The sequence below is a fragment of the Pseudarthrobacter sp. AL07 genome, from assembly GCF_029960665.1.
Taxonomy (GTDB): domain Bacteria; phylum Actinomycetota; class Actinomycetes; order Actinomycetales; family Micrococcaceae; genus Arthrobacter.
The window spans coordinates 15,613-41,024 of sequence record NZ_JASBRB010000015.1 but is presented as its reverse complement, the minus strand read 5'-3'; the positions used below and the strand labels follow the sequence as shown (position 1 = coordinate 41,024).

The window sequence follows — 25,412 nt, the reverse complement described above, 5'->3', positions numbered from 1 at the left end:
AGAGCACCGTTGCCTGCCCATGGCCATAGGAGAAAGGTAATGCAGTCCGTCCCGAACCTGAAACCCTTTACAAACACTTGTTATGGAGAGGCACCGGACCGGAGCGCCAGTGAAGGTACGATCTGGGTCAGCGAAGCGTCGGACCCCGGAAGGGCTCAGGCGGCGCGTCCGTGGGCCTTTGCCAGGCGGCGATGCCAAGAATGCCACCCGCTGCGAGGAATTCTGCTTCCTCCTCGGGCACGATCAGCTGGGTCCGCCCGCCGCGGCTGGCCACGATGCGCCCACCGAGGAACTTCACATCGGCCAGGATCTGGTCCCAGTGGCGGTACTGCACATCGTGGCCCTCGTCCAGGTAGACCCGTTCCACCATTGCGGTCCCGGCAAGGGCAGCTGTCCAGCGCCCCATCTGTTCCAGCGGGACCAGCTCGTCTGCACTCCCCCAATACAGGAACGCCGGGGCCTGGACCGAGGTCAGGTCCCGAAGCGGCTCGGATTCGTACAGGCGAAAGGCCTGGCTCAGCCCGTCGGGCGGAACGTCGCGCCCCTTCGCGAAGAGTCCCCGTGTGGCTTCCTCGATCACCGAGTCAACGAAACCGGGAATGGAGTGGACAGAACTGTCGGCCGGGAACCTCCACCAGGCCACCGGGTCCGCAGCAACAGTGTCCGCCTCCATCAGCGCGTCCGTGCGCTCGGGCCTCTCAGCGAAGGCGCAGGCCAGATGCAGGGACCGGACCTGCGCCGGGCGCGCCGCGATGATCGCGGCGGCGTAGGGTCCGCCACCGGAAATCGCGAGGACGGAGACTTGCCCGATGCCCAGGGTGTCCAGCAGGGACCACACGTCCGCGGCGTACTCATCCAATCCGACGGCGGGATCGAACACGCTCTGCCCCAGCCCATTGCGCTCTACAGACACCACTCGGATCCCCAATTCGTGCCGGAAGGACCGGGCGAACTCCAGGAGCCTGAAGGCCCTGACGGTTGTTCCTGCGCCGCCGAGGAAAAGCAGCGGGACAGCCCCGGCGCCGCCGTCGTCGATGTAGTTCACCGTGCGGCCGGACCCCACAACTTTGGAGCACACCACAGGGCCCATCGGATCGAAGCCGGTGTTCCGGACCTGGAACGCTTCACTGGCGTCCCTCACGGCCTTCACGGATGTTGCTCCCTCACCCGTAGTCATAGAAACCGCGCCCGCTCTTGCGGCCCAGCATGCCTGCCTCCACCATGCGCAGGAGCAGCGGCGGCGGGGCGTAGTGCGGTTCCTTGAATTCCTCGTACAGTGCAGCGGCCACGTGCAGCGTCGTGTCCAGCCCCACCAGGTCCGTCAGTTTCAGGGGACCCATTGGATGTGCGCAGCCGGCCACCATGCCGGTATCAATGTCGGCAGCGCTGGCGTGGCCTGCCTCCACCATGCGGATGGCGGACAGCAGATAGGGGATCAGGAGGGCATTGACCACGAACCCTGCCCGGTCCTTGGCCACAATGACTTCCTTGCCGAGACCTGCCGCGAAAGCGCTGGCCCGCGCCAGGGTCCTGCTGCTTGTTTGCAGGCCGGTGACCAGTTCCACCAGGGACTGGACGGGTGCCGGGTTGAAAAAGTGCACTCCCAGGACGTTTTCCGGCCGCCGGGTTGCCGCGGCGATGCGGCCGATGGGCATGGAGGAGGTGTTGGAGGCCAGGATCGTCTCGGGATCCTGGATGACGGCGTCGATGCGCCGGAACGCGTCGAGTTTGAGGTCCATGATTTCCGGGACGGCCTCGATGACCAGGAGGCGGTCCGCGAACGCCTCGATGTCGGTGCCAAAACTGATCCGGGCCAGCGCCTCGTCCCTGTCCGCGGCGTCCAGACGACCGGAGGCCACCGCCTTGTCCATGGACGCTGTGAGGCGCTTGCGCCCGGCGGCCACGGCGGCGTCGTTGGCTTCAACAACCACAACGCCGGAACCGGCCCGGGCGCAGACCTCCGCGATGCCTGAACCCATGAGGCCGCACCCGAGCACCCCTACCCGCTCAAATTCGCCCACGCTCATTCGGGATTCCCTGCGGGGCGGTTGAGCGCGGCGTAGGCGAGCTGTTCGATGAGCATCGACGCCGAGGCAGAAGACTCCGCGGCGGCGTCGATGGCTGCTTTGGTCCAGGCCACTGCCATGGCCGGCTGACCCGCCAGGAACTCAGCCCGTGCAAGGGCGACGGTCAGCGCATCACCCGCCGGCGCCACCTCACGGACCAGGCCCAGGCGGTGAGCCTCGGCCGCCGGGAACCGCTCGCCGAACAGGATGATCTCCCGGGCAATGGCCGGGCCGGCCGCACGGACCAGCCGGGTCAGCCCGCCGGAGCTGGGCAGGATCCCGAGCCCCACCTCAGGCAGGCCGAAGCTGGCGGTCTGGTCCGCGATCCGGATGTCGCAGGCCAGCGCCAGCTCGAAGCCGGCGCCAAGGCAGTAGCCCGACACCGCGGCTACGGTGGGCTGCGGCAACCGGGAGACGACCTCATACAGCGATCCGGTGCCACGGTAGTAGGCCGCTATCCTCTGCGGGGTCATCTCCGGCAGCTCGGACGTATCAGCACCGGCCGAAAAGGCCCGGTCCGATCCCGCGAAGACGATCGCCGAAGCACCCGCCACTTCCGGCGACTGCAGGGCGTCCAGCAAAGCCTGCTCCAGCGCGGTGGACAGGGCATTGAGTTTGCCGGGACGGTTGAGCTGCACCACCGCCACTTTGCCCTGGCGCCGGACTTTGACGAGGGGTTCAGGCCCGGAATCCTGGGCTGCAGGGCCGGTCACGGCTGAGTGCGGTGCAGTTTGTGCCTGTGACGTCACCGGGCCACCGCGCCGGCGTAGCCCAGCAGCCCCTCGGCGCCTCGTTTGTTGATTTCGTTGCCGATGATGACCGTCTGGATTTCCGAGGTGCCTTCCCAGATGCGGTCCACGCGGAGCTCGCGCCACAGGCGTTCCACCGGGTTTTCCCGCATGTAGCCGCGGCCCCCGAAGATCTGCAGTGCGTTGTCAACGCAGCGGTTGGAAGCCTCGGAGGCGCCCAGCTTGATGACGGCGGCCTTGGCGTTGAGGAGCTTGCGGTCCATTCCCTGGTCCGCTTCCCACGCCACCTGATACGTCAGGACACGGTTGGTCATGATGTCCACGGTGTTCTTGGCGAGCATGTTCTGGATGAGCTGGAATTCCAGGATGGGCTTGCCGAACTGCACACGGGATTTCGCGAACTCGGCTGCGAGCAAGGTAGCCCGTTCAGCGGCGCCGATGGTGCGGGCGGCAATCATGAGGCGTTCCTCCACGAACCAGTCTCGCGTCAGTTCGTAGCCCTGGCCGATCTCGCCCAGGATCTTGTCTGCCCCCACGCGCACGTCCTCAAAAAGGAACTCGGGGTGCTCGTAGACGAAGGTGTGCGTGTAGCGCGGAGTGCGGGTGACGGAGACACCCGGTAGGTCCTTGTCCACCAGGAACATGGTGGGGGCACCCTCCACGCTGGCGAGCACCAGGATGAAGTCCGCTGCATCCCCCACGGTTACGAAGAGCTTTTCACCATTGATGATGTAGTGCTCGCCATCCTTGACCGCGGTGGTCTGGATGTTCTGCGGGTCCGAGCCGGCCTCCGGCTCGGTGATGGCCACGGCGTCGCGGCGCTCACCGCGGATCTCGGGGAGCAGGTATTCCTCGCGCTGGGCCGGGGTGCAGGCCTTCAGCGCGTTGGCCGGACGCCACAGCGTGTCCCACAGTGCTCCGGTCAGTTTTCCCACTTCTTCTGAGACGATCGCGTGCTCCAGCACGCTGAGCCCTGCGCCGCCCCACTCGGCCGGCATGTTGATGGCGGCGAGCCCGTGGTTGATGACCAGCTGCCTGACCTTGGCGTGCTGATCAGCCGTGAGCCCGTTATTCATTTCACAGTCGAGCTCGTACTGGTACATCTCGTTTGTCCAGGCGATTGCACGCTGCTTGATTTCGATCTGGCGGGAAGTCATGCGAAAGTCCACGGGTCCTCTTTCTTGAGTATGTTGGTGCTGCTTGGTTCTTGGCGGAACGGTTCAGTCGAGTACGATCCGGGCATCCAGCGCGATGGCACCGGCGGGCATGGCGGCCACCGGGTTGCATTCGATTTCAGCGATCTCCGGGTGGGCGGCGGCTACCGCCGAAAGCCGGGCGACGATGTCCGCCGCCGCGTCGATATCCACCGGCGTCCGTCCCCGGGCTCCTGTCAGGAGCGCCGCGCCGCGCAACGACAGCAGCATGTCCTTGGCCTGAGCGGCGGTCACCGGGCCGAGGGCGCAGCGCACGTCACGGAGGATTTCGGCAAAGACCCCGCCCAGGCCCACCAGCACCAGCGGCCCGAAGCGCGGATCGCGCCGGACCCCCACCAGCAGTTCCACCGCCGCGGCGAGGTCCGCCATCTCTTCGATGGAGCACGACGGCGGCGCGAGCCTCGCGTCGACGTCCCGCCAGGCCGCGAGCAGGGCTGCCTCGTCGGCAATGTTGAGGATGACACCGCCGCGGTCGGATTTGTGTTCGTCCCCAAGGGCCTTGAGGACGAGCGGGTAGCGCAGTGTGGCCGCCGCGGCCAGGAGCTGGGCCTCGCCGGACACCTCGGCTGCCCCTACGAAGGGGATGCCGGCGTCGGCCAGGAGCTGGCGTGAGGCGTAGTAGCCCGTATCTTCAACGGGCTTCGCCGGAGGTGGCAGGGCAGGAATGCCGGTGGCCGGTTCGGTGCGGCGGCGTGCGAGCCGTCCGAGCACCCATGCGGCCTCCTCAATGCCGCGGTAGACGGGGATGCCCCCATCGCGGAGGGCGGAGGCCGCCGCTGACTGCCAGTTCATCGTCTGTACGAGTACCGTGCCGCCGCCCGCGGCCGTCTCCGCGGCCATCCGTCGGGCGGTCTCTATTTCACGTGCCGCGAGTTCGGGCCCGTAGCTTCCGTATCCGCCGAAGTAGCCGCTCATGAGGGTGGCATCGACGTCGTCGCTTGCCATTAGGTGACCCAGGACCCGTTGGAAGCACATGATGTCCTGCTCACCGCCGCCGGCGACGTCCACCGGATTACTGACCGCCGCGGTCGGCGGCAGTTCCGCTGCGATAGCCGACTGCAGGGCGGCGCCGAACTCGACCACGTCGAGGCCCTGTTCGGCTGCGTTGTCGCTGGCTACGGATGCCTGCCCGCCGCCGTCGGCGAACACGGCGGTGCGGGCGCCGGAGGGTACCCGGCTGCGGACGAGGGCCTGGAGCAGATGCGCCATCTGGGCAGGCGAGGAGACCTGTTCGATCCCGGAGGCTCGGCACGCAGCCTCAACGACAATCCCGGAGGACACCATGGCGCCCGTGTGGGACTTCGCGTTGCGGACCGAGGCATCCGTGGCTCCGACGGTCAGCAGGACAACCGGTTTGCCGGCCTCGGCGGCGCGCTGGGCTGCTCGGGCGAAACGGCGGCCGTCGCGGAAATCCTCGCAGTACACGGCGATGGCCGCGGTGCCCTCATGCTTCACGAAGGCGTCGATCAGATCTGCGGCGTCGAGGTCCGCCTGATTGCCCAGCGACGCGAAACGGGAAACGCCCAGCCCATGGTCCACCAGGAGGGTGGCCAGTTCCAGGGCCAGGTTTCCGCTCTGGGAGATGACGCCGATGTTGCCGACCGGGAACTCGTTGGAGGCGAGCATCAGCGAGCTGCTGTGATCCAGCACTCCCAGACAGTTAGGACCCAGGAGCCGGGCGCCTGCGGCACGGATTTTGGCCGTGATGCGCTCCTGCAGCAGCAGGCCATCTCCCCCGGCCTCGCCCAGGCCCGCGCTGATTCCCACGATGGCCTTGGCGCCTCCGGCCAGGGCGTCGTCCACGGCATCCTCGAATCCGGCTGCCGGAACGGCGATGACCGCCAGTTCGACGGGGCTGCCGATCGAAGTGACACTGGGGACGGCGGTTCGGCCCAGCACTGTGGACCTGGTCCGGTTCACCAAATGGACCGGGATGCCGCCTTTGAGCGCCTGGACGGCGATCCAGTTTCCGTATTTGCGGGTGTCATCGCTGGCACCGATGATGGCCACGGCGTTGGGGGCGAACAGCGCGGCAAGGTCGCAGGCCTCGGCGGCGGGGAGGACCGGCAGGTCCGTGGTTGAGGTCATGAGAGCTCCTTTGCGGGGACGGGACGGCCTGAGCCCCAGGCGTCCGCCCCGCCGTCGATGGTGATGGTGGTTCCGGTGATGTAGCGCGCAGCGTCGGTGGCCAGGAATGTAATAACGTCTGCCACGTCTTCCGGACGGCCGAGACGTCCAAGCGGAACTCCCTGTTCCCATTCGGAACGTGCCTCGGCGGAGTACTGCTCCAGGCCTTCGCTCAGGATGCTGCCCGGGGCGACGGCCACCGAGCGGATGCCAAACCGGCTCCACTCCAGCGCCAGCCCGGAGGCGAGATTCTCGACGGCGGCACGTGCGGCCGTCGCATGGACCATGCCCGGGATACCGCGCCGTGGCGAGAAAGCCATAAAGACCAGCAGGCCCGAGCGGTTGGGAATCATGGTCCGCGTGGCCACTTCGCGGGTGAGGTTCCAGACAGAGTCCACCGAGAGCCGGTGCACGGCGCGCCAGCCGTTGAGCGAGATGTCCTCCGCCGGGGACTGGAACTGGCCTCCTGCGTTATTGACCAGGACATCGATCCGGCCGAAGGCGGCGAGCGCGGCGTCCACAAGTTCAGTGGCGTGCTCCGGCTCGCGGATATCACCTGCGACGGCGATGGCCTCGCTGCCGGACCGGCGGACCAGCTCGGCGGTTTCCTTGAGGAGGACCTCCCGCCTGCCGGCGAGCACGAGTTTCGCGCCGCACCCGGCCATGGCGAGGGCCGTGGCCCGGCCGATGCCGGTGCCGCCGCCGGTGATCAGGACAACCTGTCCTGCCAGTGCTTCTGGGTGGAAGCTGGGTCCGGGTACCGGTGCCCCGTTCACGGGGTGCTCAGACGGTCGGGAAGCTGGAAGTTGGGCGTCGCGGTGAGCAGTGATTGTGTGTAGTGATGCTGGGGGTCTGCGAACACGCGTTCCACCTCTCCGAATTCGACGATCCGGCCGCGCTCAAGGACGGCCACCTGCTGCGCGATGTTGCGCACCAGGGCAATGTTGTGGGTGATAAAGACCAGAGTGAGCCCCATTTCGGCCTGCAGCCCGCGCAGCAGATCCACCAGCGTGGACTGCACCGACACGTCCAGGGCCGAGGTTATTTCGTCGCAGATGAGGACCTCGGGTTCGGTGGCCAGGGAGCGGGCGATCGCCACGCGCTGGCGTTCCCCGCCGCTAAGCTGGTCCGGATAGCGTCTGGCGTGGTCCGGCCGCAGCGATGCACGTTCCAGAGCCGTGGCCACGATCTCGCGGGCATTGCTGACCTTGCCGCGTACGGCGGTGACGGGCTGGAGGATCAGTTCCTCCACCGTTCGCCGCGGGTTCAGTGACTCGTAGGGGTTCTGGAAGATGTATTGGACGCGGCGTCGCTGATCCTTGGTGCGCTTGAAGCTGCTCGGTGCCAGGGTGCTGTTGTCCAGTGAGATGTCGCCGGTGTAGTTATGATGCAACCCTGCGATGCACCGGCTCAAGGTGGTCTTCCCGGATCCGGATTCTCCCAGCAGCGCCAGGCATTCTCCGGCATACGCCTGCAGGTTTATGCCTTCCAGGACAGTTTTGCTGCCGTAGCCGGCGGTCAGCCCCTCGATCTTTATCACCGGTTTCCGTCCGGCGGCCGGGGCCGACGAAATGGATGGGTTCCGGAGCTGCAGAGGAGGTAGGGGCTGCTCGGATTTGAAGCACCGCACAGTGTGCCGGGGACCAACCTCGGTAGCAGCGGGGGCAACCGTGCCGCAGCCGGCGTCCGCGAGCGGGCAGCGTGGCGCGAAGGCGCAGCCTTGCGGCCGGGCCAGCGGTGATGGGGCGTGGCCGGGAATACCGATCATGGGGCGCTTGGCCAGAAGATCCGGTACCGCCAGCAGCAGGCGCCGGGTGTATGGGTGCCGTGAATTGGACAATACCTCAGCTGTGCCGCCCATTTCCACGATACGGCCTGAGTACATCACGGCAATCCGGTCAGCAAGCTCGGCCACAACGGCCATGTCGTGGCTGATGTAGACCGCGGCGCAATCATAGGTCCTGCACATGGAGCGTACTGTGGCCAGCACATGGGCCTGGGTACTGACGTCCAGACCGGTCGTGGGTTCGTCCATCACAATCAGGGCCGGCCGCGCGGTGAATGCCATGGCGATGGCCACCCGCTGTTGCTGGCCGCCGGAAAGCTGGTGCGGGTATCGCGCCAGGAAGGCATCGTCGTCGGGCAATGCCACCTCCCGCAGCACCTGCCGGACCCGTTCCAGCACCTGGGCCGCGGGGCCTGAAAGGCATTCCTTCAGCTGGGTGCTGATGCGAAGGGCGGGGTTCAGCGCCGACGCCGGCGACTGCGGGATGTAGGCAACGGTGCGCCCACGGAGCTGACGCACCTGCCGCCAGTTCAATCCGGCCAACTGCTGGCCGGCGACGCTCACCTTGCCACCGCCGAGCCGGGTGCCTTCCTTGCAGTAATTCAGCAGGGCCAGCCCAAGTGTGGTCTTACCGGATCCCGATTCTCCCACCACCCCCAATATCTCGCCGGGACGGACTTCAAGGGAGAGTTCCTCGACGATGGCGGCCATCGACGGGATGCCGATGATTTTCAGATCCTCCACTTCCAGGGTGGGCGCGGCGGTGCTCATACCGTGACTCCTTTGTCGCTGCCAATGGATGCCTTGGCGAGGCCATCGGTCACCAGGTTGGTGCCGACTGTCAGGAGGGCGATCGCGATCACGGGTAATGCAACGGACCACGGGGAAATTGTCAAAGCAATCCGGTTTTCATTGATCATCAGGCCCCAGTCCGCGGCGGGCGGCTGCATTCCGAGTCCCAGGAAGCTCAGACCTGCAACCAGCCCGATCGAGTACGTCAGGCGCAGACCGAATTCCACCGCCAGTGTGCTGCTGATATTGGGGACTATTTCGCCGATCATGATGCGCCAACGGGGAATTCCGACAGATTCGGCGGCCTTGACGAAGTCCCGCTCCACCACCGACAACGCGGCTCCCCGGACAACCCGGGCAACCCGGGGAAGGTGGCCGAAACCCACCATCAGTACCAGCAGCCACAGCTCCGGACCGATGATGGACAGGAACAGGAGAGCCAGCACAATTTGGGGAAATGCCAGTGCCACATCGCCGGCACGCATCAGCAATTCATCCAGCCAACCCCGCCGGTACGCGGCCAGCACTCCCACCAGGGCGCCCAGGCCCACGCCGAGGGCGGTGGCGATGATCGCGAGGATCATCAGGGTCTGCCCGCCGGCAAGGAAGCGGGAAAGTACGTCCCGTCCGAGGTTGTCGGTGCCGAACGGCCCACCGATACCAGCTGGCGAAAAGGGTGCCGCCACAAATTCCGTGGCGGAATGTGGTGCCAGGTAGGGGCCGAGGAATGCCACGGTCAGGACGGCCAGGGTCAGCACCAGGCCCACAACGGTGCGTTTGGACTGAAGTGCCCGCCGGAGGAGCCCCTGCTTCCGGGGGGTGCGGCCTGCCCGGGCGGAGTTTCCGGCTGGCCGGGTGCTCATGCCGATGCTCATGATGCCGTCCTTACTTTAGGGTTGGCGGCGAGGGTGACCACGTCTGCAAGAAGGTTCACCGCTACGTAGAAGATGGCGATGACGATCACCAGTGCCTGCACCACGGGCAGGTCCCTGTTGGTGACGGCGTCAATGAGCTGGAAGCCGACTCCCGGGAACCGGAAGAGGAACTCCACAATCACCACGCCGCCGATCAGCCAGGCGAGCTGCAGGGCGATCACCTGGGCTACCGGGCCGATGGCGTTCGGCAAGGCGTGGCGCAGGACCACGGTGCGCTCCGGCAGACCCTTGAGCCGGGCCTGCTGTACGTACTGGCTCTCCAGCACCTCGAGCATGGTGGCCCGCATGATGCGGATGATGTACGGGGACACGGCCAGCACCAGGGTCAGCACGGGCAGCACCAGCTGGGCCGGGTTGCTCCATACCTGTTCTCCGGGAACCAGGACAAACACAGCCGGGAAGAGGTGGAACACCCCTGTGGCCAGAAGCAGGACCAGCAGCACACCCACCACGAATTCCGGCAGCGAGGCTAGCACCAGGGTGATGATGCCGGTTACGTGGTCCACGGCGGAGTCTTTCCGCAGCGCGGTCCACGTGCCGATGCCGATGGCGAGCGGGATCGCTATGACGGCCGCGCACAGCATCAATATGCTCGAGTTCAGGAGCATGGGTCCCACGGCCGAGACCACCGGAGTCCCCCCGGCCAGGGAGGTTCCGAGATTGAAACTAAGGAGCTGGCCGAGCCAGCCGAAGTACTGTTCCGGGAGCGAACCCCCAAGGTTGAGCTGCTCGCGGAGGGCGGCCAGCCGCTCCGGAGTTGCTTCGCGACCCAGGATGGCCTGGGCAGCGTCACCCGGCAGCGCCTGCGTTGCGAGGAAGACCACCAGCGACACAACCCAGAGGGTAAAGAGCCCGAACAGGGTGCGCCTGAACAGCAGCCGGCGCATGCCCCCTCCCTGTGCGGCCGTCACTTATTGAGCCAGGCGTTGCGGAACCCGAATGATGTCAGCGGGATGCCACTCTTGTCCGGGGTCAGGCCCTGGACCGCGGCACTGTAAGCGTCCACGCTGTTCGGGAAACCCCAAATGATGTTGCCGCCGCGCTCAAATTCGATCTGCTGTGCTTTCTTGATGAGTCCGCAGCGCGTCTCGGAGTCGGTGGTGGCTTGTGCCCGGGTGACGAGCTCTGTCCATTCCTGGTCCGCCCAGTGGGTTTCGTTGTACGGCGACTTGGCGAATCCCGAGTTCGATGCCTGCGAGAGGTAGTCGCGGGTGAACCAGAAGTCCTGGGCGAAGGTCCACTGCAGGTACTGGTCGCCGTAGAACTCTCCCGGATCAACCTTCTTGACATTGACGGTGACGCCGGCGGCCTTGGCTTGCTGAGCGAAGACCTGTGCAGCCTCCACGAGTCCCGCGGCCACTGGCGACGTGACCAGGTCAACGGTGAGGCTGCTCTTACCGGCCTCCGCCAAAAGCTGCTTGGCCTTCTCGATGTCCTGGGTCCGCTGCGGGGTGTCCGACGGATAGCACGGGTCCAGCGGTGAGTACATGTCGTTGCCAACGGTGCCGTGGCCACCAAGGACCTGATCCACCATCTGCTGGCGGTCAACGATCAGGCGGAAGGCCTGACGGACCTTGGGATCGTTGAACGGTTCCTGGTCCACGCGCATGGTGAACGGCAGCCAGGACCCGGTGGCCGATTCCAGGACCTTCATGGCCGGATTGGCCTTGACGACGTTGACCTGGCCGAGGGGAAGCTGGTCGATCGCGTCGACCTGGCCGCCCAGGAGAGCGTTGACGCGGGCGGTGTCGTCCGGGAAGTCGATGATGGTGACCTTGTCCACGAGCGGCTGCCCGGCCTGCCAGTAATGCGGGTTTTTCACAAATACGCTCTGCTGGCCCGCCGTGAAAGTTTCCATCATGAACGGCCCCGCGCCGATCGGTTTCTTAGGATCGTAATCGGCCGGCACAATACCGAGCGAGTATTGGGCGGCTGTGTCCGGGAAGGTCGAGTTGGGAGCGTTAAAGCTAAAGACGACGGTCTGGGAATCGGTGGCCTTCAAAGCATCTCGGTTGAGCGTGGACAGTGCCGAAGCTCCGCTCTGCGGGGAGGCAGGATCCGTGATGCGGCGAAATGTAAAGATGACGTCCTCTGCCGTCAGCGGCCTGCCGTCGCTGAACTTCAGCCCGTCCCGAAGATGGACGGTCCAGGTGGTGGCATCCGCGGACGGCGTGATGGAGTCGGCGAGCGCCATCTGGATCTTGTGCTCGTTGTCGTAGCTGGCGAGCGTGTCATAGAGCTGGATGACACGCGCCTGGTCCGGATGGGTCACCGGGGCGTGGGCATCCAGGCTATCTTTGGCCGATCCACCCACAATGCCCACGCGCAGATTACCGCCGGGTTTGGGGTCAGACACGGAGTCTGCCCCGGCCTGGACCGCTGACGCTCCGGAAGAACATGCGGACAGAGCCATGAGCGAGCCCAAGGCCAAAGCGGTGATGAGGTGGGAACTCTTGTGACGTCGGTGGGCGGTCATGGTGTGCCTCCTGCGGCGATGAAGGAAGAATGGGGACCTTGACGCGTTGACTGACGCGTCGGTCATTGACCCAAGCTTCGTGTCTCGGATCACAGTCTGTCAAGACTCAATCCACGTAAGGCCCAAAAAACGCCTGGATTGCGGAAAATCTGACCCGGTCACAATCCGGCACAGGTAGCTGGCGGACTGACCTGAGAACCTAAATTCGAGCGATAAAGTTGACTGGCGCGTCAGTTTTACCGCTAAGCTATAGTCATCGGTACAAATGATGCGCCAGTCCGCGGAAGGAACTGCCATGACTGATTCGGGCGATGCCAAGGGATCCCAGGAACGCAGGAACGCCATTCTCGAAGCCGCCTGGCAGCTGATCGCTGAGCGTGGATATCATCACGTCCGGGTGCAGGACATAGCCAGGATCTGCGGCACCAGTACCGGCACCATCCATTACTACTTCCCCGGCAAGGACGATGTCCTGCGTGAAGCGCTGCGCTACTGCGTGGACCAGGCCTTCGACCGCCAGGGTGCGGTGCTGAGCCAGATTGATAACGCGCACAAGCGGCTGCTGGCACTGATTGAACTCCAACTGCCCATTGGCACCCAAGTTCGCAACGAGTGGTCCATCTGGCTCCAGTTCTGGTCCGAAACCTGCCTTAACCCTTCCCTTCGGCCTATCCACAACGACTTTTATGCCCGCTGGATGGACGCGGTGGTCAGCATCGTCCGCCGCGGCCAGCGCCAAGGTATCTTCCGCGACCTCGATCCCGTCGGATTCGCACGCCTGCTGACTTCCGCCACTGACGGCGCGGCCATCAAGATCCTCACCGGAGCCCCTGACATGTCCATTGATGGCATGCGGACCATGCTGGTATCCATCGTTGACAGGGAGCTCACCCTGTCCGCAAGCGTGGCCTGACCGTGGCGCAGGTGGCGGGGCCGCACAGCGAGCTTCGTTCCCTGTGGCGTTCCCGTCTGGAGCACCGGGCCCGCCATATTGCCGGCGAAGACCAGCCGGGAGTGCGTCGTGCCGCGGTCGCCATCACCGTTTACGCAAAATCCGGCTCCCTGCACGTCCTCATCATTAAACGTGCAGCCAGGGGCTCCAACGCCGGGCAGTGGGCGCTGCCGGGCGGCCGCATGGATCCGGGCGAAGACCTCGTGGACACTGCGCTGCGCGAATTGCACGAGGAGACCGGGATCATGGCGTCGCGCACCGACGTGGTGGGTGTGCTGGACGATTTCCCGGCCAGCCGAGGCATAGTCATTACCCCTGTAATTGTCCTGCTTGATGAGCCGCAACGGCCCCGCCGGCATCCGGCCGAAGTGGCCTCGCTGCATCCGTTGCCACTCGAGGCGCTGACTGCCGACGGCGTCCCGAGATGGCACCCCCGGCCAGACGGTGGCCCGATCCTCCAGATGCCGCTGCGCCGGGGCATGGTCATCCACGCTCCAACAGGCGCCATCCTGTGGCAGTTCGCCGAAGTGGTGCTGAGGGGACGCGAGCTACGAGTGTCGGAGCTGGCCGAACCGGCTTTCACCGCACGATGACCCTGATCCATGCCCCGGGGGCCCGACACCGCACTTGCAGTACACCGGACCGGTACACGGCCGCCGGCACCCCGCGGCACCGGTCACCCCGCCTCTGCAAAAAGGAGCTCAGTGCGATGGAATATCTGGCCGAAACGTCCGGCTGGTTCGGTGCGCTGGCCGTCCTCGCGGGCTACCTGCTCTTTTCCCTGGGCCGGATCCCCAACGGCAGGACGTATCAAAGCGCAAACCTGATAGGCGCCCTGGCCCTGCTCGTCAACGGCGCCTGGCATGGCGCGTGGCCTTCGGTGGCCACCAACATTGCCTGGTGCGCCATCGCCATCACTGCTCTGGTCCGGTTGCAGCGCATGCGCCACGCCGAGCCTCTGCCGCGTGAAGCCGCAGACCTGGGCGGCGACGAACTGGTGCCCCCGCCCGGGCCCGTCACCCTGGAGCAAGACGAGCGCTGAGGCCTAACAGGCCGTGGTGACGGACTGATCGTCGTCCTCAAGCTTCACCCCGGCACGGAACGCCGATAAGGTAAGCAGACTGATAACCGTGAGCACCGGCAGGGTGTTCCAGGGAGGAAGGAGACACATGTCGGCGTATTTGGGCCTGGCGATGTCGCTCCTCGTCGCAGTGGCCGGCGTGGCCGGACTCTACGCCCTGCACCGCCTCAATGCCGTCGCCAACAACCCTTTGATCAGCAAGCCCTTCGCCAGCGGCTGGATCCCTGAGCAGCATGCGCTCTCCCGCTACCACGCCCGCTACTATCCGGTGACGCTGATTTTCCTGGCGTTCGACGTCGAGATGCTTTTTATGTACCCGTGGGCCGTGGTGGTTGCCCGGCTCGGGGCGTCCGCCGTGATTGAGATGTTTGTGTTCCTCGGCGTGCTGATGGCCGGTGTGCTGTGGGCCTGGCGGGAAGGGGCGTTCAAATGGGCTTGAACGGCGTCCTGGCGCGGGCCGCCGTGACCCGCTGCCACGTTTTCCTGGCGGAGGCCCTGGACGGTGCCGCGCCGCGGATGGCCGTGGAGCGGGAGCTGGCGCGCCGCGGCTGGGTGGAAGCCCTGTCCCCGGCCGACGCCGACATCCTCTGCGTCTGTGGCGAGGTCCCCGGCGGGCAGGCGGACGCGATCCACCGGCTTTGGGACCAGCTCCCCGGCCCCCGGGCGCGGGTGAGTGTTGAGCAAACGGACGACGCCGGCGCCCGCCTGGACGGTTGCGTCGCCGAACTGTTGGATACCGCCGGTCAACGCGCCCAGGAAGCGGAGCGTTGGGTGCAGCCGGACGACGACGATAGCGACGCCGGGGGGATGGATCACTCCGGAATGGACCACAGCCAGATGGACCACAGCCAGATGGACGACGGGCAGATGGACGACGGGCAGATGGACCACGGGCAGATGGACCACGGGCAGATGGACATGCCCATGCCTGGCGGCATTCCGCTGGCTGGCGAAGGGACAGACCGCGACGGCCTGAACCTGGATGTCCTGAAGGTACCGCTCGGCCCTTACCTGCCGCTTTGGCCTGCGGGACTGGTGCTGCACTGTGAGCTGCAGGGCGATGTCGTGTTCGGTTCCGCCATCGATTTTCCCTTCGGGGCGCCAGAGACCGGACCGGCGCCCGGCCCCGATGGGCGCGCATCTGTCATTCATCATCTGGATCTGGCGTTGCGGCTGCTCCGCCTCGCCGGAGCCGCCGCCAGCGCCACCCGGACCCGCATGATCCGCGATTCCGCCCTGGACGGCGCAGCACTGGACCAGTGCCGAACGGAGCTGCAGTCCGAACTGGCCCGGATCCGGAAGAATGGGCTGCTGCGCCGCACCCTGCGCGGCATCGGCCACATCCCGGACGGCTCAGGACTGCCCGGCATCGAAGGGACCGACGTCTGGGACAGGCTGGTGGGTATGTTCGAGACGGCAGCGGCCGGCACTGCAGCGGCCACCGGAACCACGGCAGCTGCCCACACCACAGGACCACGCGGGGCGGGAGATCCGGCAAGGAAGCTCCCGGACCTCGTCCGTGGCCAGGAGCTCTCGGTGGTGCGCCTGATCGTTGCCAGCTTCGATCTGGCCCCCGCGGCGCGGACAGTTGGGGTGACCGGATGAACGGCTCACTGGTGCAACAGCTCCCGGCCTGGGGTGCGGTGGCCGCCCTCGCCGTGCTGGTGCTCGTGGCCTTGAGCGGGGCGGCCGCGGATGGGCTCGTGACGGCCCGGGCTGAGAGGCGCCGCGGCGGCGGCTTCGCACCGGTGGCGGAAACGGCCAGGCTGCTCCGGCAACGGCCGCGCGGCACGGTCGCGGCGGACACGCTGCTGCGCAGGGTCGGCGTCGTCGGTCTTCCGGTGGCCGCGGCGCTGAAGGTGGCCGTGCTGCCCGTGGGGGCGTGGGTGGTCTCGGACCTGGCCGTGGGGCTGGTCTGGTTCAACACGATGGACGTGATGGTCTGGGCGCTGGTGTGGCTGTCCGGCTGGGGCCCGAACAGCGTGCATTCGCTGGTGGGCGGGTACCGTTTCCTGGCGCTGGCACTGGCGTATGAGCTGCCGCTGATGTTCGCGTTGACGGCGCCGGCGGTCGCGGCGGGAAGCCTGCGGATGGCCGATATTGTTGCCGCCCAGGACGGGTTGTGGTTTGTGGTCTGGATGCCGGTCGCGTTCCTGGTATTTTGCGCCGCAGTGCTGGCGTTTTCCCTGCAGCGGCCGTTCACCGCGCCGCTCTCCCCTGACATCGCCGGCGGTGTGCTGGCCGAGCTTTCCGGGGTGGAGCGGCTCCTGCTGCTGGCCGGGCGGTACCTGCTGCTGGCCGCCGGTTCCGGGTTCGGAGTGGCCTTGTTCCTGGGCGGCGGTGCCGGGCCGGTCCTGCCTGGCTGGGCCTGGTTTCTGGCCAAGACGCTGGTGCTTTTCTGGCTGCTACTTACCATCCGCCGCCGCGTGCCGGCGCTCCGGCCCGAACAGCTCATGGCGCCGGCGTGGGTGGTCGGCTTGCCGCTGATCCTGCTGCAGGTGCTCGTTGTCGCGGTGGCCGCCGTCGCTGGGAAAGGTTAAGCCGTGCTGAGTGCCGTTCTGTTCGTCGTCCTCGCTGTGGTGGCCATTTCCGCCGGCGTCATTGTCTTCCGGACTGACTCGATGGCGCGGGCCACGTACGCCCTCGCGGTGTCCTTCGTGTCCGTGGGAATCATGCTGCTGCAGTTCGAGCTGGAGTACATCGGCGTCATCACGATCCTGATGATGGTGATGGAAATGGCCATCATGGCGATCTTCATGGTCATGTTCATGGGCATGAATCCGGCGCTGATGCCGATGGACATGGTCCACAACAAAAAAGCCTCCGCCGGTATCGCCGCCGGCGTCTTCGCGCTGCTGACCGCCGGGATCCTGCTGGCGGACTGGCCGGCCCGGCACGGCGTCCCGGCGGTTGACCTGACGGCATCCCTGGGTGAGGCGATCATGGGGCCCAAGATGCTGGTGATGCTGACCGTCAGCCCGGTGCTGTTCGCAACGCTGGTCTCCGCGCTGGTGCTCGCCAATCCCCGCGGCCGCTACGCGCCGTCCCCGGTGGTTCCGGTTGAACCGGAGAACGACGACGGCGGCAGTCACCAGGGCGGTGGCCATGACGGCCACCACCAGCACCCGGGCGGCGCCCACTCATGACCCTGGAAATGGTGTTGATCGCGGCCGCCGGGCTGTTCAGCGTGGGCCTCTACGGTGCGCTGTCACAGCAGGTGGTGGTCATGGTGATGATGGGCCTGGAGCTGATGATCAACGGCGTCATCCTCGCCGCGGCCGGGTTCTGGTGGTTCCTCGCCCCTGCGCCTGACGGCCAGGTCCTGCTGCTGGTGGTGATCGCGGCCATGACCGTGGAAATGGCGATGGGTTTCGCGGTGGCAACCCTGCTGCACCGCGCCCGGAATACCGACATGACCGAGATGGCCTCGGAGCTTTCCGGATGAGCGCGCTGCTGCTGTGGCTGATCGTACTCCCGGCGGTAGCCGGGACGGTCCTGGCCACCGCCGGACGCCGGGCCGACCGTGCGGCGCCGGCCGTCGCCGTCGTCGTCGCCGTCCTGGCGCTCGCGTTGGCGGGCCTGACCGCCGCCGCGGCCGCCGCGGCCGCTGGCCCCGCGCTTCAGGCCCCGTTTATGGCCGGGTCAGCGTTCGGCGTCGAGGCCGACGCGTTGAGTGCGGTGCTGCTCCCTGCGGTGGCCGGCGTCACCTTGCTGGTCCTGCTCTTTGCCTCCGCCGCCGGAACCACGAATCCGGCCAGGTTCCACGGCCTCATGCTGATCTTCACCGCGGCGGTGCTGATCACCCTGACCGCCACGACCCTGCCCACACTGCTCTTCGCCTGGGAAATCATGGGCGCGGCCTCCTATGCTCTGATCGGCTTCCACTGGTCCGAAGAGCACCGGATGTCCTCCGGGTTGACGGCGTTCCTCACCACCCGCACGGCGGACCTCGGGCTGTATATCGCCGCCGGCGCGGCCCTGGCCGGTGCTGCCCAGACGGGGTCAGGCGCAGCCGGGTCAGGCGCAGCGGGATCAGGCACTGCCGGGTCAGGCGCAGCCGCCGGAACCGGGTCCCTGGCACTGGCCGGACTCGCCGGGCTGCCCGAGCCCTGGCGGGACATCGCCGCGGCCGGGCTCCTGGCCGCCGGGCTGGGCAAAGCCGCGCAGTTGCCGTTCAGCTTCTGGCTGTCCCGGGCCATGGACGGTCCCAGCGCGGTCAGCGCCCTGTTGCACTCGGCGGCCATGGTGGCGATGGGCGGCTATCTGCTGCTGCGGGTCGAGCCGCTGCTTGCTGCGACCGGGTGGGCGGCGGCTGCCGCGGCCTGGGCCGGCGCCGCCACCGCCGTCGTGCTTGGCGTGGTGGCCGTTGCCCAGACGGACCTGAAACAACTTCTGGCCGCCTCCACCGCGGCGCAGCTGGGCTATGTGGTGATGGCCGCCGGGGTTGGGAACGTTGCCGGTGGCGCGGCGCACCTGATGGCCCACGCCGCCACCAAGAGCGGGCTGTTCCTCGCCGCCGGGGCCTGGCTGGCCGCGCTCGGGACCAAGAAGCTCGCCGGGCTGCGCGGGGCGGGACGCCGCTGGCCGGTCCTTGGTGCCGCGTTTACCGTGGGCGCCCTGAGCCTGGCCGGGATTGCTCCGCTGTCCCTGTGGGCCACAAAAGACAACGTCCTCACCGCCGCGCTCGAGCATTCGGTGCCGCTGTACGTGGCGGGCCTGGCCGGCGCCGTCCTCGCCGCCGCCTACGCCGCCAAGGCCGTTGCCCTCGTCTGGAAGCCGGTGCTGCCGGAGACCTTCTCCCTGTACGACGCCGAGGAGCCCGGCAGCCGCCGGATCACCTCCGGGCAGACAGTCCCGGTGCTGATCCTCGCCGCGGGCGCGGCCGTGGCGGGACTGCTGGTGTTCGGCCCCGGCGGCAACGCGCTGCGGGATACGCTCGGCCGCAGGGCCCCGGGAGACGGTGTGGAGTCCGGGCCGCTGGAACTGGCCGTATCCGCCGCACTGGCCCTCGCCGTCGTCGTCCTTGTTTGGCGTTTCACCGCCCGGCTCCCCGTCCTGGGCGCCGCGACCGGGTGGCTGGGCATGGAAGCCGCGGCGCACGCCGTCGTCGTCCGCCCGGTCCTGGCCGCCGCGCAGCACCTGGCCCGTTTTGACGATGCGGTCCTGGACCGCGGCGTCGAGCGGGCCGCTGTCTTGGCGCTGCGGGCCGCCGGGGGTGCCGCAGCCGCGGACGCCGTCCTGGACAGGGGCGTGGAGGCGAGCGCCACCGCGACGTCGCGGGCGGCAGGCAGCTCGGCGGTCGTCGACACGAGAATCGACGACGGCGTCGAGACCCTCGCCCTCGCGGTCCGGCGCGCCGGTTCCGCCGCCCCGCGTCCGCAGACCGGCCAAGTCCATCATTACTACGTCCAGGCGGCCCTGGTCCTGGTGGCCGCCGCCGTCCTCCTGATCCTCGTGAGGTGAGCCTGCTTGCTCAGTCTTGTCATCCTTCTCCCCCTGGCCGCGGCGGCGCTGATCCTGGCGCTGCCCCGCGCCGAACGGGCCGCCCGCCTGGCCTTCGTCCTGGTGACCGCCGTCGAGGTGGCGCTCACCGCGGTGCTCTGGGCCGGGTACCGTGACCCGGGTGCCGGCGGGCTGGCCTATGAGGAGCAGCTGCGCTGGATCCCGAACGTGGGCAGCAGCTACCACGTCGGCGTCGACGGGCTCTCGCTGCCGCTGATCGTCCTGACGGCCGTGATCTTCCTGGCCTGCGCCATCTACGACTGGAACGCCACGGACCGGCCGCGGCCCCGGGCGGCGCTGTTCCTCTTTCTGGAGGCCACCAGCGTGGGGCTGTTCGCCGCCCAGGACCTGATCCTGTTTTTCCTGTTCTTCGACCTGTCCATCGTGGGGATGTACTTCGTCATCGCCGGCTGGGGTCACGGGGACCGGGCCCGATCGGCGCTGAAGTTCTTCCTCTACACGTTCCTCGGCTCGCTGGCGCTGCTGCTCGGGTTCATCGGGCTTTACCTCGGCGCCGAGCCGCACACCTTCGACATTCCGGAACTGCTCCGCGCCGACGCGCTGCGGAACAACCCTGCCGGGGTGTGGGTGTTGGGTGCGATCGTGGTGGGGCTGGCGGTCAAGACACCCACGGTGCCGTTCCACACCTGGCTGCCGCCCGCGCACACCGACGCACCGGCCACCGGCTCGGCTGTCCTGGCCGGGGTGCTGTTGAAGATGGGCACCTACGGTTTCGTCCGGATTGCGATGCCGTTGCTGCCCGATGCGTGGCGGGCCTGGGCGCCGGTGCTGATCACCGTCGGCGTGGTCTCCGTCCTTTACGGTGCGCTGGTGGCCCTGGCGCAGAGCGACCTGAAACGGATGATCGCCTATACCTCGGTGAACCACATGGGCTACATTGTCCTCGCGCTGGGTGCCGCGGGGGCCGCGGGGGAAAGTGCGACGGCGGCGCGGGAGACGGCGATGACCGGTGCCGTGACGCAGATGGTCAGCCACGGTCTGATCACCGGGGCCCTGTTCCTCCTGGCCGGTGTCCTGCATAGCCGCGCCGGGACCTACAGCATGGGAGCGTTCGGAGGCCTCGCCGCGCCCGCCCCGCGGTTTGCGGCGTTCTTCGCCGTGGGCGCGTTTGCATCCCTGGGGCTCCCGGGCTTCAGCGGGTTCATCGCCGAGTTCCAGATCTTCGCCGGCAGCATCGGTACCGTCCCGTTGACGGCGATTGCGCTGCCGGGCATCCTCCTCACCGCGGCGCTGTTCCTGCGCGCGCTGCAGCGGGTCTTCACCGGGAGCACCAAGGGTAAGTCCACAGGTTTCCAGGATTTGCTCCCGGCCGAGGCGTGGTCCGTGGGCGGCCTGCTGGTGCTTTCGGTGCTGATCGGGCTGTTCCCTGTCCCGCTGCTGGATGTCATCGCCCCGGCCTCGGCGGCGCTCGTCGGCGTGGCAGGAGGCTAGCCGCCGGTGGAGTCGATGAACTCAGGAGCCGACGCGCTGGCCCTGCTGCCGGAACTGTTCTTGCTGGCCGGGGCTGTCCTTGCGCTCTTGGCGGGATCGTTCACAGCCCGGGAGCGGCAGTGGATCAGCAGGGTGATCGCTGTGGTGGCCTTGTCCGCGAGCGCCGTGGCGTCGGGCGTGGCCTTCGCCGCTGTTGCCTCCGCCGCCGGGCCGGTGGCTGAGTCCATGTCGGTCTATGACGGCAGCTATATCCTCGACGGCGGCACCGCCGCCGGGCGGCTGATTGTGGCGGTCTCGGCGCTGCTGGTGATCGCCCTCGGCGTCGACGAGCTCCGCGGTACCGCCCGGGAAAGCGAAACGTACGTGCTGATCCTGCTCGCCTCCCTCGGCGCGGTGGTGCTGGCCGGCGCCTCGGACCTGTTGGTGCTGGCGGTGGGCTTCCTGCTCGCCAGCATCCCGCTCTACGCCCTGATCGGGATCGGCGGCACCAAGGCCGGTGCCGAGGCCGCCCTGAAGACCTACCTGCTCGGGGCGCTGTTCGGGATCCTGCTGCTGCTCGGCGTGACCGTGCTGTACGCGGTCTCGGGGACGACGTCGTACGCCGGGCTCCGCGGCGCGCTGGCAGCGGCCGCGCCCGCCGTCGTCGGGGTGGGGCTGGTGGGGGTCCTCGCCGGGCTGATGTTCAAGGCCGGGGCCGTACCGGGTCATTTCTGGGTTCCCGACGCCGCGGAAGGGTCCGGAACTGCGGTGGCGGCGTTCGCTACGACGGTGCCGAAGATCGGCGGCTTTCTGGCCGCTTACCGGCTGTTGGAGATGATGCCCGGCACGGTGCGCTGGCCGCTGCTGATCGCGTTGCTGTCCGTGCTCACCATGACGCTGGGCAATCTGGCCGCGTACACGCAGACAAACCCGCGGCGGCTGCTGGGCTGGTCCACCGTCAGCCAGGCCGGGTATTTGCTGATGCCTGTTGCGGTGGCCGGATCCATACCGATTGCCCTGCCCTCGCTCGTGGTGTTCCTGGCCGGGTATGCGGTCACCAACCTCGCCGCGTTCGCCGTGATCGCGGCATACCCGGACCGGACAGAGCTCCGCGCTTATGAGGGCCTGGCGGCGGCCCGCCCATGGCATGCTGTGGCGTTGGTGGTGGCGCTGCTCAGCCTGGTCGGGACCCCGCCCACCGCTGTCTTCCTGGGGAAACTGACAGTCTTCACCGCCGCGTGGGACGGCGGCTTCTGGTGGCTCACGCTTGCGGCCGCGGTCAACACCGTGATCAGCCTCTTCTACTACCTGCGCTGGCTCGCCCCCGCGTTCCGCGCCGCGTCACCGGACTCCCCCGGCGCCGGAGAGTTCACCCCGCGGCGGTGGGCCGGCCGGACCGCCGTTGCCGGGGCCGTACTGGTCCTGGTTGTGGGGGTGGGAGCGGGGCTCGCGTGGACGGCGCTGGGCGGCCTGCCAACCGGTTAAGCCGCCTGCCGGCGGGCTAAGCGGGATGCCAGGAATGCCGCGGCGCCTGCCGCGAAGCGCATCTGCCTCACACCATCTCGGGATAGGTGGACAGGATGTAGTCGGTGGCAGCAGGCCCTTTCATGAAAGTCTCTTCAGCTTGAGGGGGCATGCCTCCGCGTTGTTGCGGCGGCCTGTGCTTGACTGCGCACACGGCGTCAAGGGCCCCCTGGGGACGCCGCGGCCCTTGGAGCAGATCCTGTCGCTGTTGATAGACGCCGGCTTTTCTCCGGCCGATACCCTCCATGTCTACCGCGCCTACTATGGATACCTGTACGGTCACATCCTCAACGAGCTGCAGTAGTTCGTTGTGGATCCGGACGAAAATGAAGCCCTGCTCCGCCTCGGCCTGCACCGGTTGCCGCCAAAGGAGTTCCCGCACCTGCGCGCCCTCGCCCCCGTCCTGGTCGACTACGACGGCATGGCAGAACTGGACGAGGGAATCACCATCCTGCTCAGTGGCCTGGCCGCCCGCCTCGCTCCTGCCCGCCAGCCGGCGCAGTAACTCCGGGTTTCATCCCTCCGGGCCGCACTCCCCGGGCCCCATGGCGCCGGGCCGCACTCCCCGGCTGGAGATACTTGCGGATGGAACGTGTGCCCAGTCATGATGGCGTAGCGCACGTCGCGCTGCGGGCTGTGGGTGTGGGGTCCCCTCTGCCGGTTCCAGCGCCCCAGAAGGCCTTCGTTGCTGCATTTTCCTTCCGCCAATTCGGCGGCGCACCGTCCCTCTGACCGCGACGTCGCAATCCTGTGTGGGCTGCTGGACGATGACGTGTGGGGGTTCAGCAATTGCCGGGTGGATGCCCCTGGCAAGCCTGTTGCCGAAATTGACTGGCTTTTCTACAACGTGCGTCACGGAACACTTATGGTCAGCGAGTGGAAGGGTTTCCCTCAACGTGTGGCGTCGGCAACCGATACGGGTGAACCGTGGAGGCTTGACGGCGGCATGGCGGTCCCCAATCCGATAGAGCAGGTCTCGCGGCAGCTCGATGCGGTCCGCGCAGTCCTGCGGGCCGAGATCCTTCCGCAGCACTTCCCCGCCTTCGATCCGCAGCAGCTGTTGCTTATGCAGAGCGTCTACTCGCCGCAGGTGGACGGGGGGACAGCCATCGAGCGGATCCGCTGGGGCAAGGTGTACGGCAGCCTTCCGGCTTTGGCTGCCGTGATTTCGAACTCGGCCAGCCGGTCGCCGCTGGTGATGTCAGAAGAAGGCGCCCGGCTTCGCGTAGCGACCGCGCTTTGTGCGCTGTTCCGCACAACATTATCTGCCGAAGTTAAAGCCAAGCTGCGAGGTCCATTGGCGGGTGGGGACACCGACTTCGTCCAACGGATCAGCGCCATTCGCCGGCAGATCGCCGCGCTGCACGTCGAACTCGCCGACCTCACACTGATCGCCCGGGGCTCCGTTACCGTCCAGCCGCGGCCTGCCGCGACAACGACCGCCCCGGCGCCTGTATCCCCTACCCTGACCGAGCACCAGCGAATGAACGCCCACCTGGCGCAAAGCTTCCAAGGCGTCAACGGCAACTCCGACGCCGCAGCCAAGGCACTGGCGAAAGCATGGAAGCTGGTGCTTGCGGATCCGCTGCTCCATGGAGAGACCGGTATCAGCATCTCCCTTTTCGGGTCCGTGGGGACGCCGCTGGTGAAGCGGCACCACGGTTCGCTGCCCAAGGTGCTGGGTATGCCGCTGCGTAAGTGGTGTGTGCTGCAGGCTCGGGCCGCGGGCATGAAGCCCCTGGACGTTCCAGGGAAGCCTTCTAACATCCGGGTGCGCTGACGCGCGTCGGTGGTTTAGGTTGCCGAACCTGACCGCGGCGATCGGTCAAACGGCACCAACCGCGATTAGGCCCGGTACTCCTGAGAGTGTCGTCAGGGGCAATCTAGAGGGTTCGGTCCTCCGGAAGGTGTGGTGAGCGCCAAGTTTGCTTCAGCGGGCGGGTGTCATTTTCAAAAGTCTTCTGCACCGGTGGGTTGATTTTCCGAGGTTGTGCAGGCGAGTGTTGAGCGGCGGCCTTTCCTTACTCATCTGCACAAGGCGTCCATTTGCTCAGCACCCGCCTTCATGATTCTTCTGTAGCAATCTACTGGGGGCCTGGTTGAAGGTACTGGTAGACGGTTTGGCGGCTGACCCCGAATTCCCGGGCAAGTGCGGCTTTCGCCTCGCCGGCGGCACATCGTACCAGCTCGGCCGCCTGCCCGGCGTTCAGCGCCTTGCCCTGCCCTTGTAGACGCCGGCCTTTTTGGCCAGGGTAATCCCTTCACGTTGCCGTTCCCGTATGAGGGCCCGTTCGAACTCGGCGAACGCCCCCATCACCGAAAGCAGGAACGTCGCCATCGCGGTGTCGTCTCCGGTGAACGTCAGCTTCTCCTTCACGAACCGGACCCGCACCTTTTTCTCGGTCAGCCGGCGGACGATGGCGCACAGCTCATCGAGGTTCCGGGCCAGGCGGTCCATTGAGTGCACCAGGCCGGTGTCGCCGTCGAGGGCGAAATCGATCAACGCATCCAGCTGCGGGCGGTTTTGCTCCTTCCCCGACGCCCGGTCCATGAAAACCCGGTCGAGCTGTTCGCCGTCGAGTTGCCGGATCGTGTTCTGGTCCAGCGAGCTGACCCGTACGTAGCCGAAAGTCTGGCCGGTCATTGTTTCCCACCCTGTAGTGTCAGGGAAACCCTAAGAGCCCATCGTTTCACGCCGAGTGTCCGTTTCAGAACTCGACTGCACGGAATATCAGAAGTCGACGGCACCAGTCCCGGGTGCTGCGACTGCTCGCCGG

At 67.1% G+C, this 25,412-nt stretch carries 22 protein-coding genes and 2 pseudogenes; 13 read left to right on the top strand and 11 right to left on the bottom strand.

Going from position 1 to position 25,412, the window contains the following annotated elements:
* Window positions 1-127: 127 nt before the first annotated feature.
* The 10 genes from QK290_RS12670 to QK290_RS12625 all read right to left on the bottom strand — a co-directional run bounded on the left by QK290_RS12670 (window position 128) and on the right by QK290_RS12625 (window position 12,145).
* Window positions 128-1,150 carry an alpha/beta hydrolase gene (locus tag QK290_RS12670; protein WP_282330985.1) on the bottom strand — a complete coding sequence of 341 codons (1,023 nt, stop codon included), beginning with the start codon at window positions 1,148-1,150 and terminating at the stop codon, window positions 128-130.
* A 13-nt stretch (window positions 1,151-1,163) separates the two neighbouring features.
* Entirely contained in the window at window positions 1,164-2,027 is an 864-nt protein-coding gene (locus tag QK290_RS12665) for a 3-hydroxybutyryl-CoA dehydrogenase (RefSeq protein ID WP_282330984.1), read from the bottom strand.
* Window positions 2,024-2,779 carry an enoyl-CoA hydratase/isomerase family protein gene (locus tag QK290_RS12660; RefSeq protein ID WP_282330983.1) on the bottom strand — a complete coding sequence of 252 codons (756 nt, stop codon included), beginning with the start codon at window positions 2,777-2,779 and terminating at the stop codon, window positions 2,024-2,026. The genes QK290_RS12665 and QK290_RS12660 overlap by 4 nt, the downstream gene beginning before the upstream one ends.
* A 32-nt stretch (window positions 2,780-2,811) precedes the next feature.
* Complete coding sequence (locus QK290_RS12655) at window positions 2,812-3,972, bottom strand: acyl-CoA dehydrogenase family protein (RefSeq protein WP_219729685.1); 1,161 nt, start codon at window positions 3,970-3,972, stop codon at window positions 2,812-2,814.
* A gap of 63 nt (window positions 3,973-4,035) precedes the next feature.
* Window positions 4,036-6,117: an acetate--CoA ligase gene (locus QK290_RS12650; protein ID WP_282330982.1), complete on the bottom strand. Its 2,082-nt coding sequence runs from the start codon at window positions 6,115-6,117 to the stop codon at window positions 4,036-4,038.
* Entirely contained in the window at window positions 6,114-6,932 is an 819-nt protein-coding gene (locus QK290_RS12645; protein WP_282330981.1) for an SDR family oxidoreductase, read from the bottom strand. The genes QK290_RS12650 and QK290_RS12645 overlap by 4 nt, the downstream gene beginning before the upstream one ends.
* Entirely contained in the window at window positions 6,929-8,713 is a 1,785-nt protein-coding gene (locus QK290_RS12640; protein ID WP_282330980.1) for an ABC transporter ATP-binding protein, read from the bottom strand. The genes QK290_RS12645 and QK290_RS12640 overlap by 4 nt, the downstream gene beginning before the upstream one ends.
* Window positions 8,710-9,609 (bottom strand): ABC transporter permease, encoded by a 900-nt coding sequence (locus tag QK290_RS12635; RefSeq protein ID WP_282330979.1) that lies wholly within the window; start codon window positions 9,607-9,609, stop codon window positions 8,710-8,712. Before QK290_RS12635 ends, QK290_RS12640 begins: the two co-directional genes overlap by 4 nt.
* The gene (locus tag QK290_RS12630; RefSeq protein WP_348994660.1) at window positions 9,606-10,580 is read right to left on the bottom strand and encodes an ABC transporter permease; all 975 of its coding nucleotides are present in this window, start codon (window positions 10,578-10,580) and stop codon (window positions 9,606-9,608) included. Before QK290_RS12630 ends, QK290_RS12635 begins: the two co-directional genes overlap by 4 nt.
* A complete protein-coding gene (locus tag QK290_RS12625; protein ID WP_282330978.1) occupies window positions 10,577-12,145 on the bottom strand; it encodes an ABC transporter substrate-binding protein in 1,569 nt (522 codons plus the stop codon). Before QK290_RS12625 ends, QK290_RS12630 begins: the two co-directional genes overlap by 4 nt.
* Window positions 12,146-12,440: 295 nt before the next feature.
* On the opposite strand from QK290_RS12625, the gene QK290_RS12620 reads away from it, so the two are divergent.
* The 13 genes and pseudogenes from QK290_RS12620 to QK290_RS12560 all read left to right on the top strand — a co-directional run bounded on the left by QK290_RS12620 (window position 12,441) and on the right by QK290_RS12560 (window position 24,415).
* Window positions 12,441-13,058 (top strand): TetR/AcrR family transcriptional regulator, encoded by a 618-nt coding sequence (locus QK290_RS12620; RefSeq protein WP_282330977.1) that lies wholly within the window; start codon window positions 12,441-12,443, stop codon window positions 13,056-13,058.
* A gap of 2 nt (window positions 13,059-13,060) precedes the next feature.
* The gene (locus QK290_RS12615) at window positions 13,061-13,690 is read left to right on the top strand and encodes a CoA pyrophosphatase (RefSeq protein WP_282330975.1); all 630 of its coding nucleotides are present in this window, start codon (window positions 13,061-13,063) and stop codon (window positions 13,688-13,690) included.
* 116 nt (window positions 13,691-13,806) lie between these two features.
* Window positions 13,807-14,139 (top strand): hypothetical protein, encoded by a 333-nt coding sequence (locus tag QK290_RS12610; protein WP_282330974.1) that lies wholly within the window; start codon window positions 13,807-13,809, stop codon window positions 14,137-14,139.
* 127 nt (window positions 14,140-14,266) lie between these two features.
* Window positions 14,267-14,617: an NADH-quinone oxidoreductase subunit A gene (locus QK290_RS12605; RefSeq protein WP_193341037.1), complete on the top strand. Its 351-nt coding sequence runs from the start codon at window positions 14,267-14,269 to the stop codon at window positions 14,615-14,617.
* Window positions 14,608-15,783 (top strand): hypothetical protein, encoded by a 1,176-nt coding sequence (locus QK290_RS12600; protein ID WP_282330973.1) that lies wholly within the window; start codon window positions 14,608-14,610, stop codon window positions 15,781-15,783. Before QK290_RS12605 ends, QK290_RS12600 begins: the two co-directional genes overlap by 10 nt.
* Window positions 15,780-16,718 carry a complex I subunit 1 family protein gene (locus QK290_RS12595; RefSeq protein ID WP_282330972.1) on the top strand — a complete coding sequence of 313 codons (939 nt, stop codon included), beginning with the start codon at window positions 15,780-15,782 and terminating at the stop codon, window positions 16,716-16,718. Before QK290_RS12600 ends, QK290_RS12595 begins: the two co-directional genes overlap by 4 nt.
* A gap of 3 nt (window positions 16,719-16,721) precedes the next feature.
* On the top strand, window positions 16,722-17,324 hold the full coding sequence (locus QK290_RS12590; protein ID WP_282330971.1) for an NADH-quinone oxidoreductase subunit J: 603 nt from the start codon (window positions 16,722-16,724) through the stop codon (window positions 17,322-17,324).
* Window positions 17,321-17,623 carry an NADH-quinone oxidoreductase subunit K gene (locus tag QK290_RS12585; RefSeq protein ID WP_282330970.1) on the top strand — a complete coding sequence of 101 codons (303 nt, stop codon included), beginning with the start codon at window positions 17,321-17,323 and terminating at the stop codon, window positions 17,621-17,623. The genes QK290_RS12590 and QK290_RS12585 overlap by 4 nt, the downstream gene beginning before the upstream one ends.
* Complete coding sequence (locus QK290_RS12580; RefSeq protein ID WP_282330969.1) at window positions 17,620-19,641, top strand: proton-conducting transporter membrane subunit; 2,022 nt, start codon at window positions 17,620-17,622, stop codon at window positions 19,639-19,641. Before QK290_RS12585 ends, QK290_RS12580 begins: the two co-directional genes overlap by 4 nt.
* Before the next feature lie 6 nt (window positions 19,642-19,647).
* Entirely contained in the window at window positions 19,648-21,132 is a 1,485-nt protein-coding gene (locus QK290_RS12575; protein WP_282330968.1) for an NADH-quinone oxidoreductase subunit M, read from the top strand.
* A gap of 15 nt (window positions 21,133-21,147) precedes the next feature.
* Entirely contained in the window at window positions 21,148-22,596 is a 1,449-nt protein-coding gene (locus QK290_RS12570; RefSeq protein ID WP_282330967.1) for an NADH-quinone oxidoreductase subunit N, read from the top strand.
* 193 nt (window positions 22,597-22,789) lie between these two features.
* Window positions 22,790-23,140: pseudogene (locus QK290_RS12565) on the top strand (TetR/AcrR family transcriptional regulator C-terminal domain-containing protein); the annotation flags it as partial.
* Between the two features lie 180 nt (window positions 23,141-23,320).
* A complete protein-coding gene (locus QK290_RS12560; RefSeq protein WP_282330966.1) occupies window positions 23,321-24,415 on the top strand; it encodes a hypothetical protein in 1,095 nt (364 codons plus the stop codon).
* A 304-nt stretch (window positions 24,416-24,719) separates the two neighbouring features.
* Here QK290_RS12560 and QK290_RS12555 read toward each other — a convergent pair.
* Window positions 24,720-25,279, bottom strand: a pseudogene (locus QK290_RS12555) (recombinase family protein).
* Window positions 25,280-25,412 lie beyond the last annotated feature (133 nt).

Coding starts and splice junctions, on each gene's coding strand:
- QK290_RS12585 (WP_282330970.1), top strand. CDS start 17,321: ATGACCCTGGAAATGGTGTTGATCGCGGCCGCCGGGCTGTTCAGCGTG.
- QK290_RS12605 (WP_193341037.1), top strand. CDS start 14,267: ATGTCGGCGTATTTGGGCCTGGCGATGTCGCTCCTCGTCGCAGTGGCC.
- QK290_RS12625 (WP_282330978.1), bottom strand. CDS start 12,145: ATGACCGCCCACCGACGTCACAAGAGTTCCCACCTCATCACCGCTTTG.
- QK290_RS12650 (WP_282330982.1), bottom strand. CDS start 6,117: ATGACCTCAACCACGGACCTGCCGGTCCTCCCCGCCGCCGAGGCCTGC.
- QK290_RS12610 (WP_282330974.1), top strand. CDS start 13,807: ATGGAATATCTGGCCGAAACGTCCGGCTGGTTCGGTGCGCTGGCCGTC.
- QK290_RS12580 (WP_282330969.1), top strand. CDS start 17,620: ATGAGCGCGCTGCTGCTGTGGCTGATCGTACTCCCGGCGGTAGCCGGG.
- QK290_RS12635 (WP_282330979.1), bottom strand. CDS start 9,609: ATGAGCATCGGCATGAGCACCCGGCCAGCCGGAAACTCCGCCCGGGCA.
- QK290_RS12665 (WP_282330984.1), bottom strand. CDS start 2,027: ATGAGCGTGGGCGAATTTGAGCGGGTAGGGGTGCTCGGGTGCGGCCTC.
- QK290_RS12655 (WP_219729685.1), bottom strand. CDS start 3,972: ATGACTTCCCGCCAGATCGAAATCAAGCAGCGTGCAATCGCCTGGACA.
- QK290_RS12620 (WP_282330977.1), top strand. CDS start 12,441: ATGACTGATTCGGGCGATGCCAAGGGATCCCAGGAACGCAGGAACGCC.
- QK290_RS12640 (WP_282330980.1), bottom strand. CDS start 8,713: ATGAGCACCGCCGCGCCCACCCTGGAAGTGGAGGATCTGAAAATCATC.
- QK290_RS12570 (WP_282330967.1), top strand. CDS start 21,148: ATGAACTCAGGAGCCGACGCGCTGGCCCTGCTGCCGGAACTGTTCTTG.
- QK290_RS12600 (WP_282330973.1), top strand. CDS start 14,608: ATGGGCTTGAACGGCGTCCTGGCGCGGGCCGCCGTGACCCGCTGCCAC.
- QK290_RS12595 (WP_282330972.1), top strand. CDS start 15,780: ATGAACGGCTCACTGGTGCAACAGCTCCCGGCCTGGGGTGCGGTGGCC.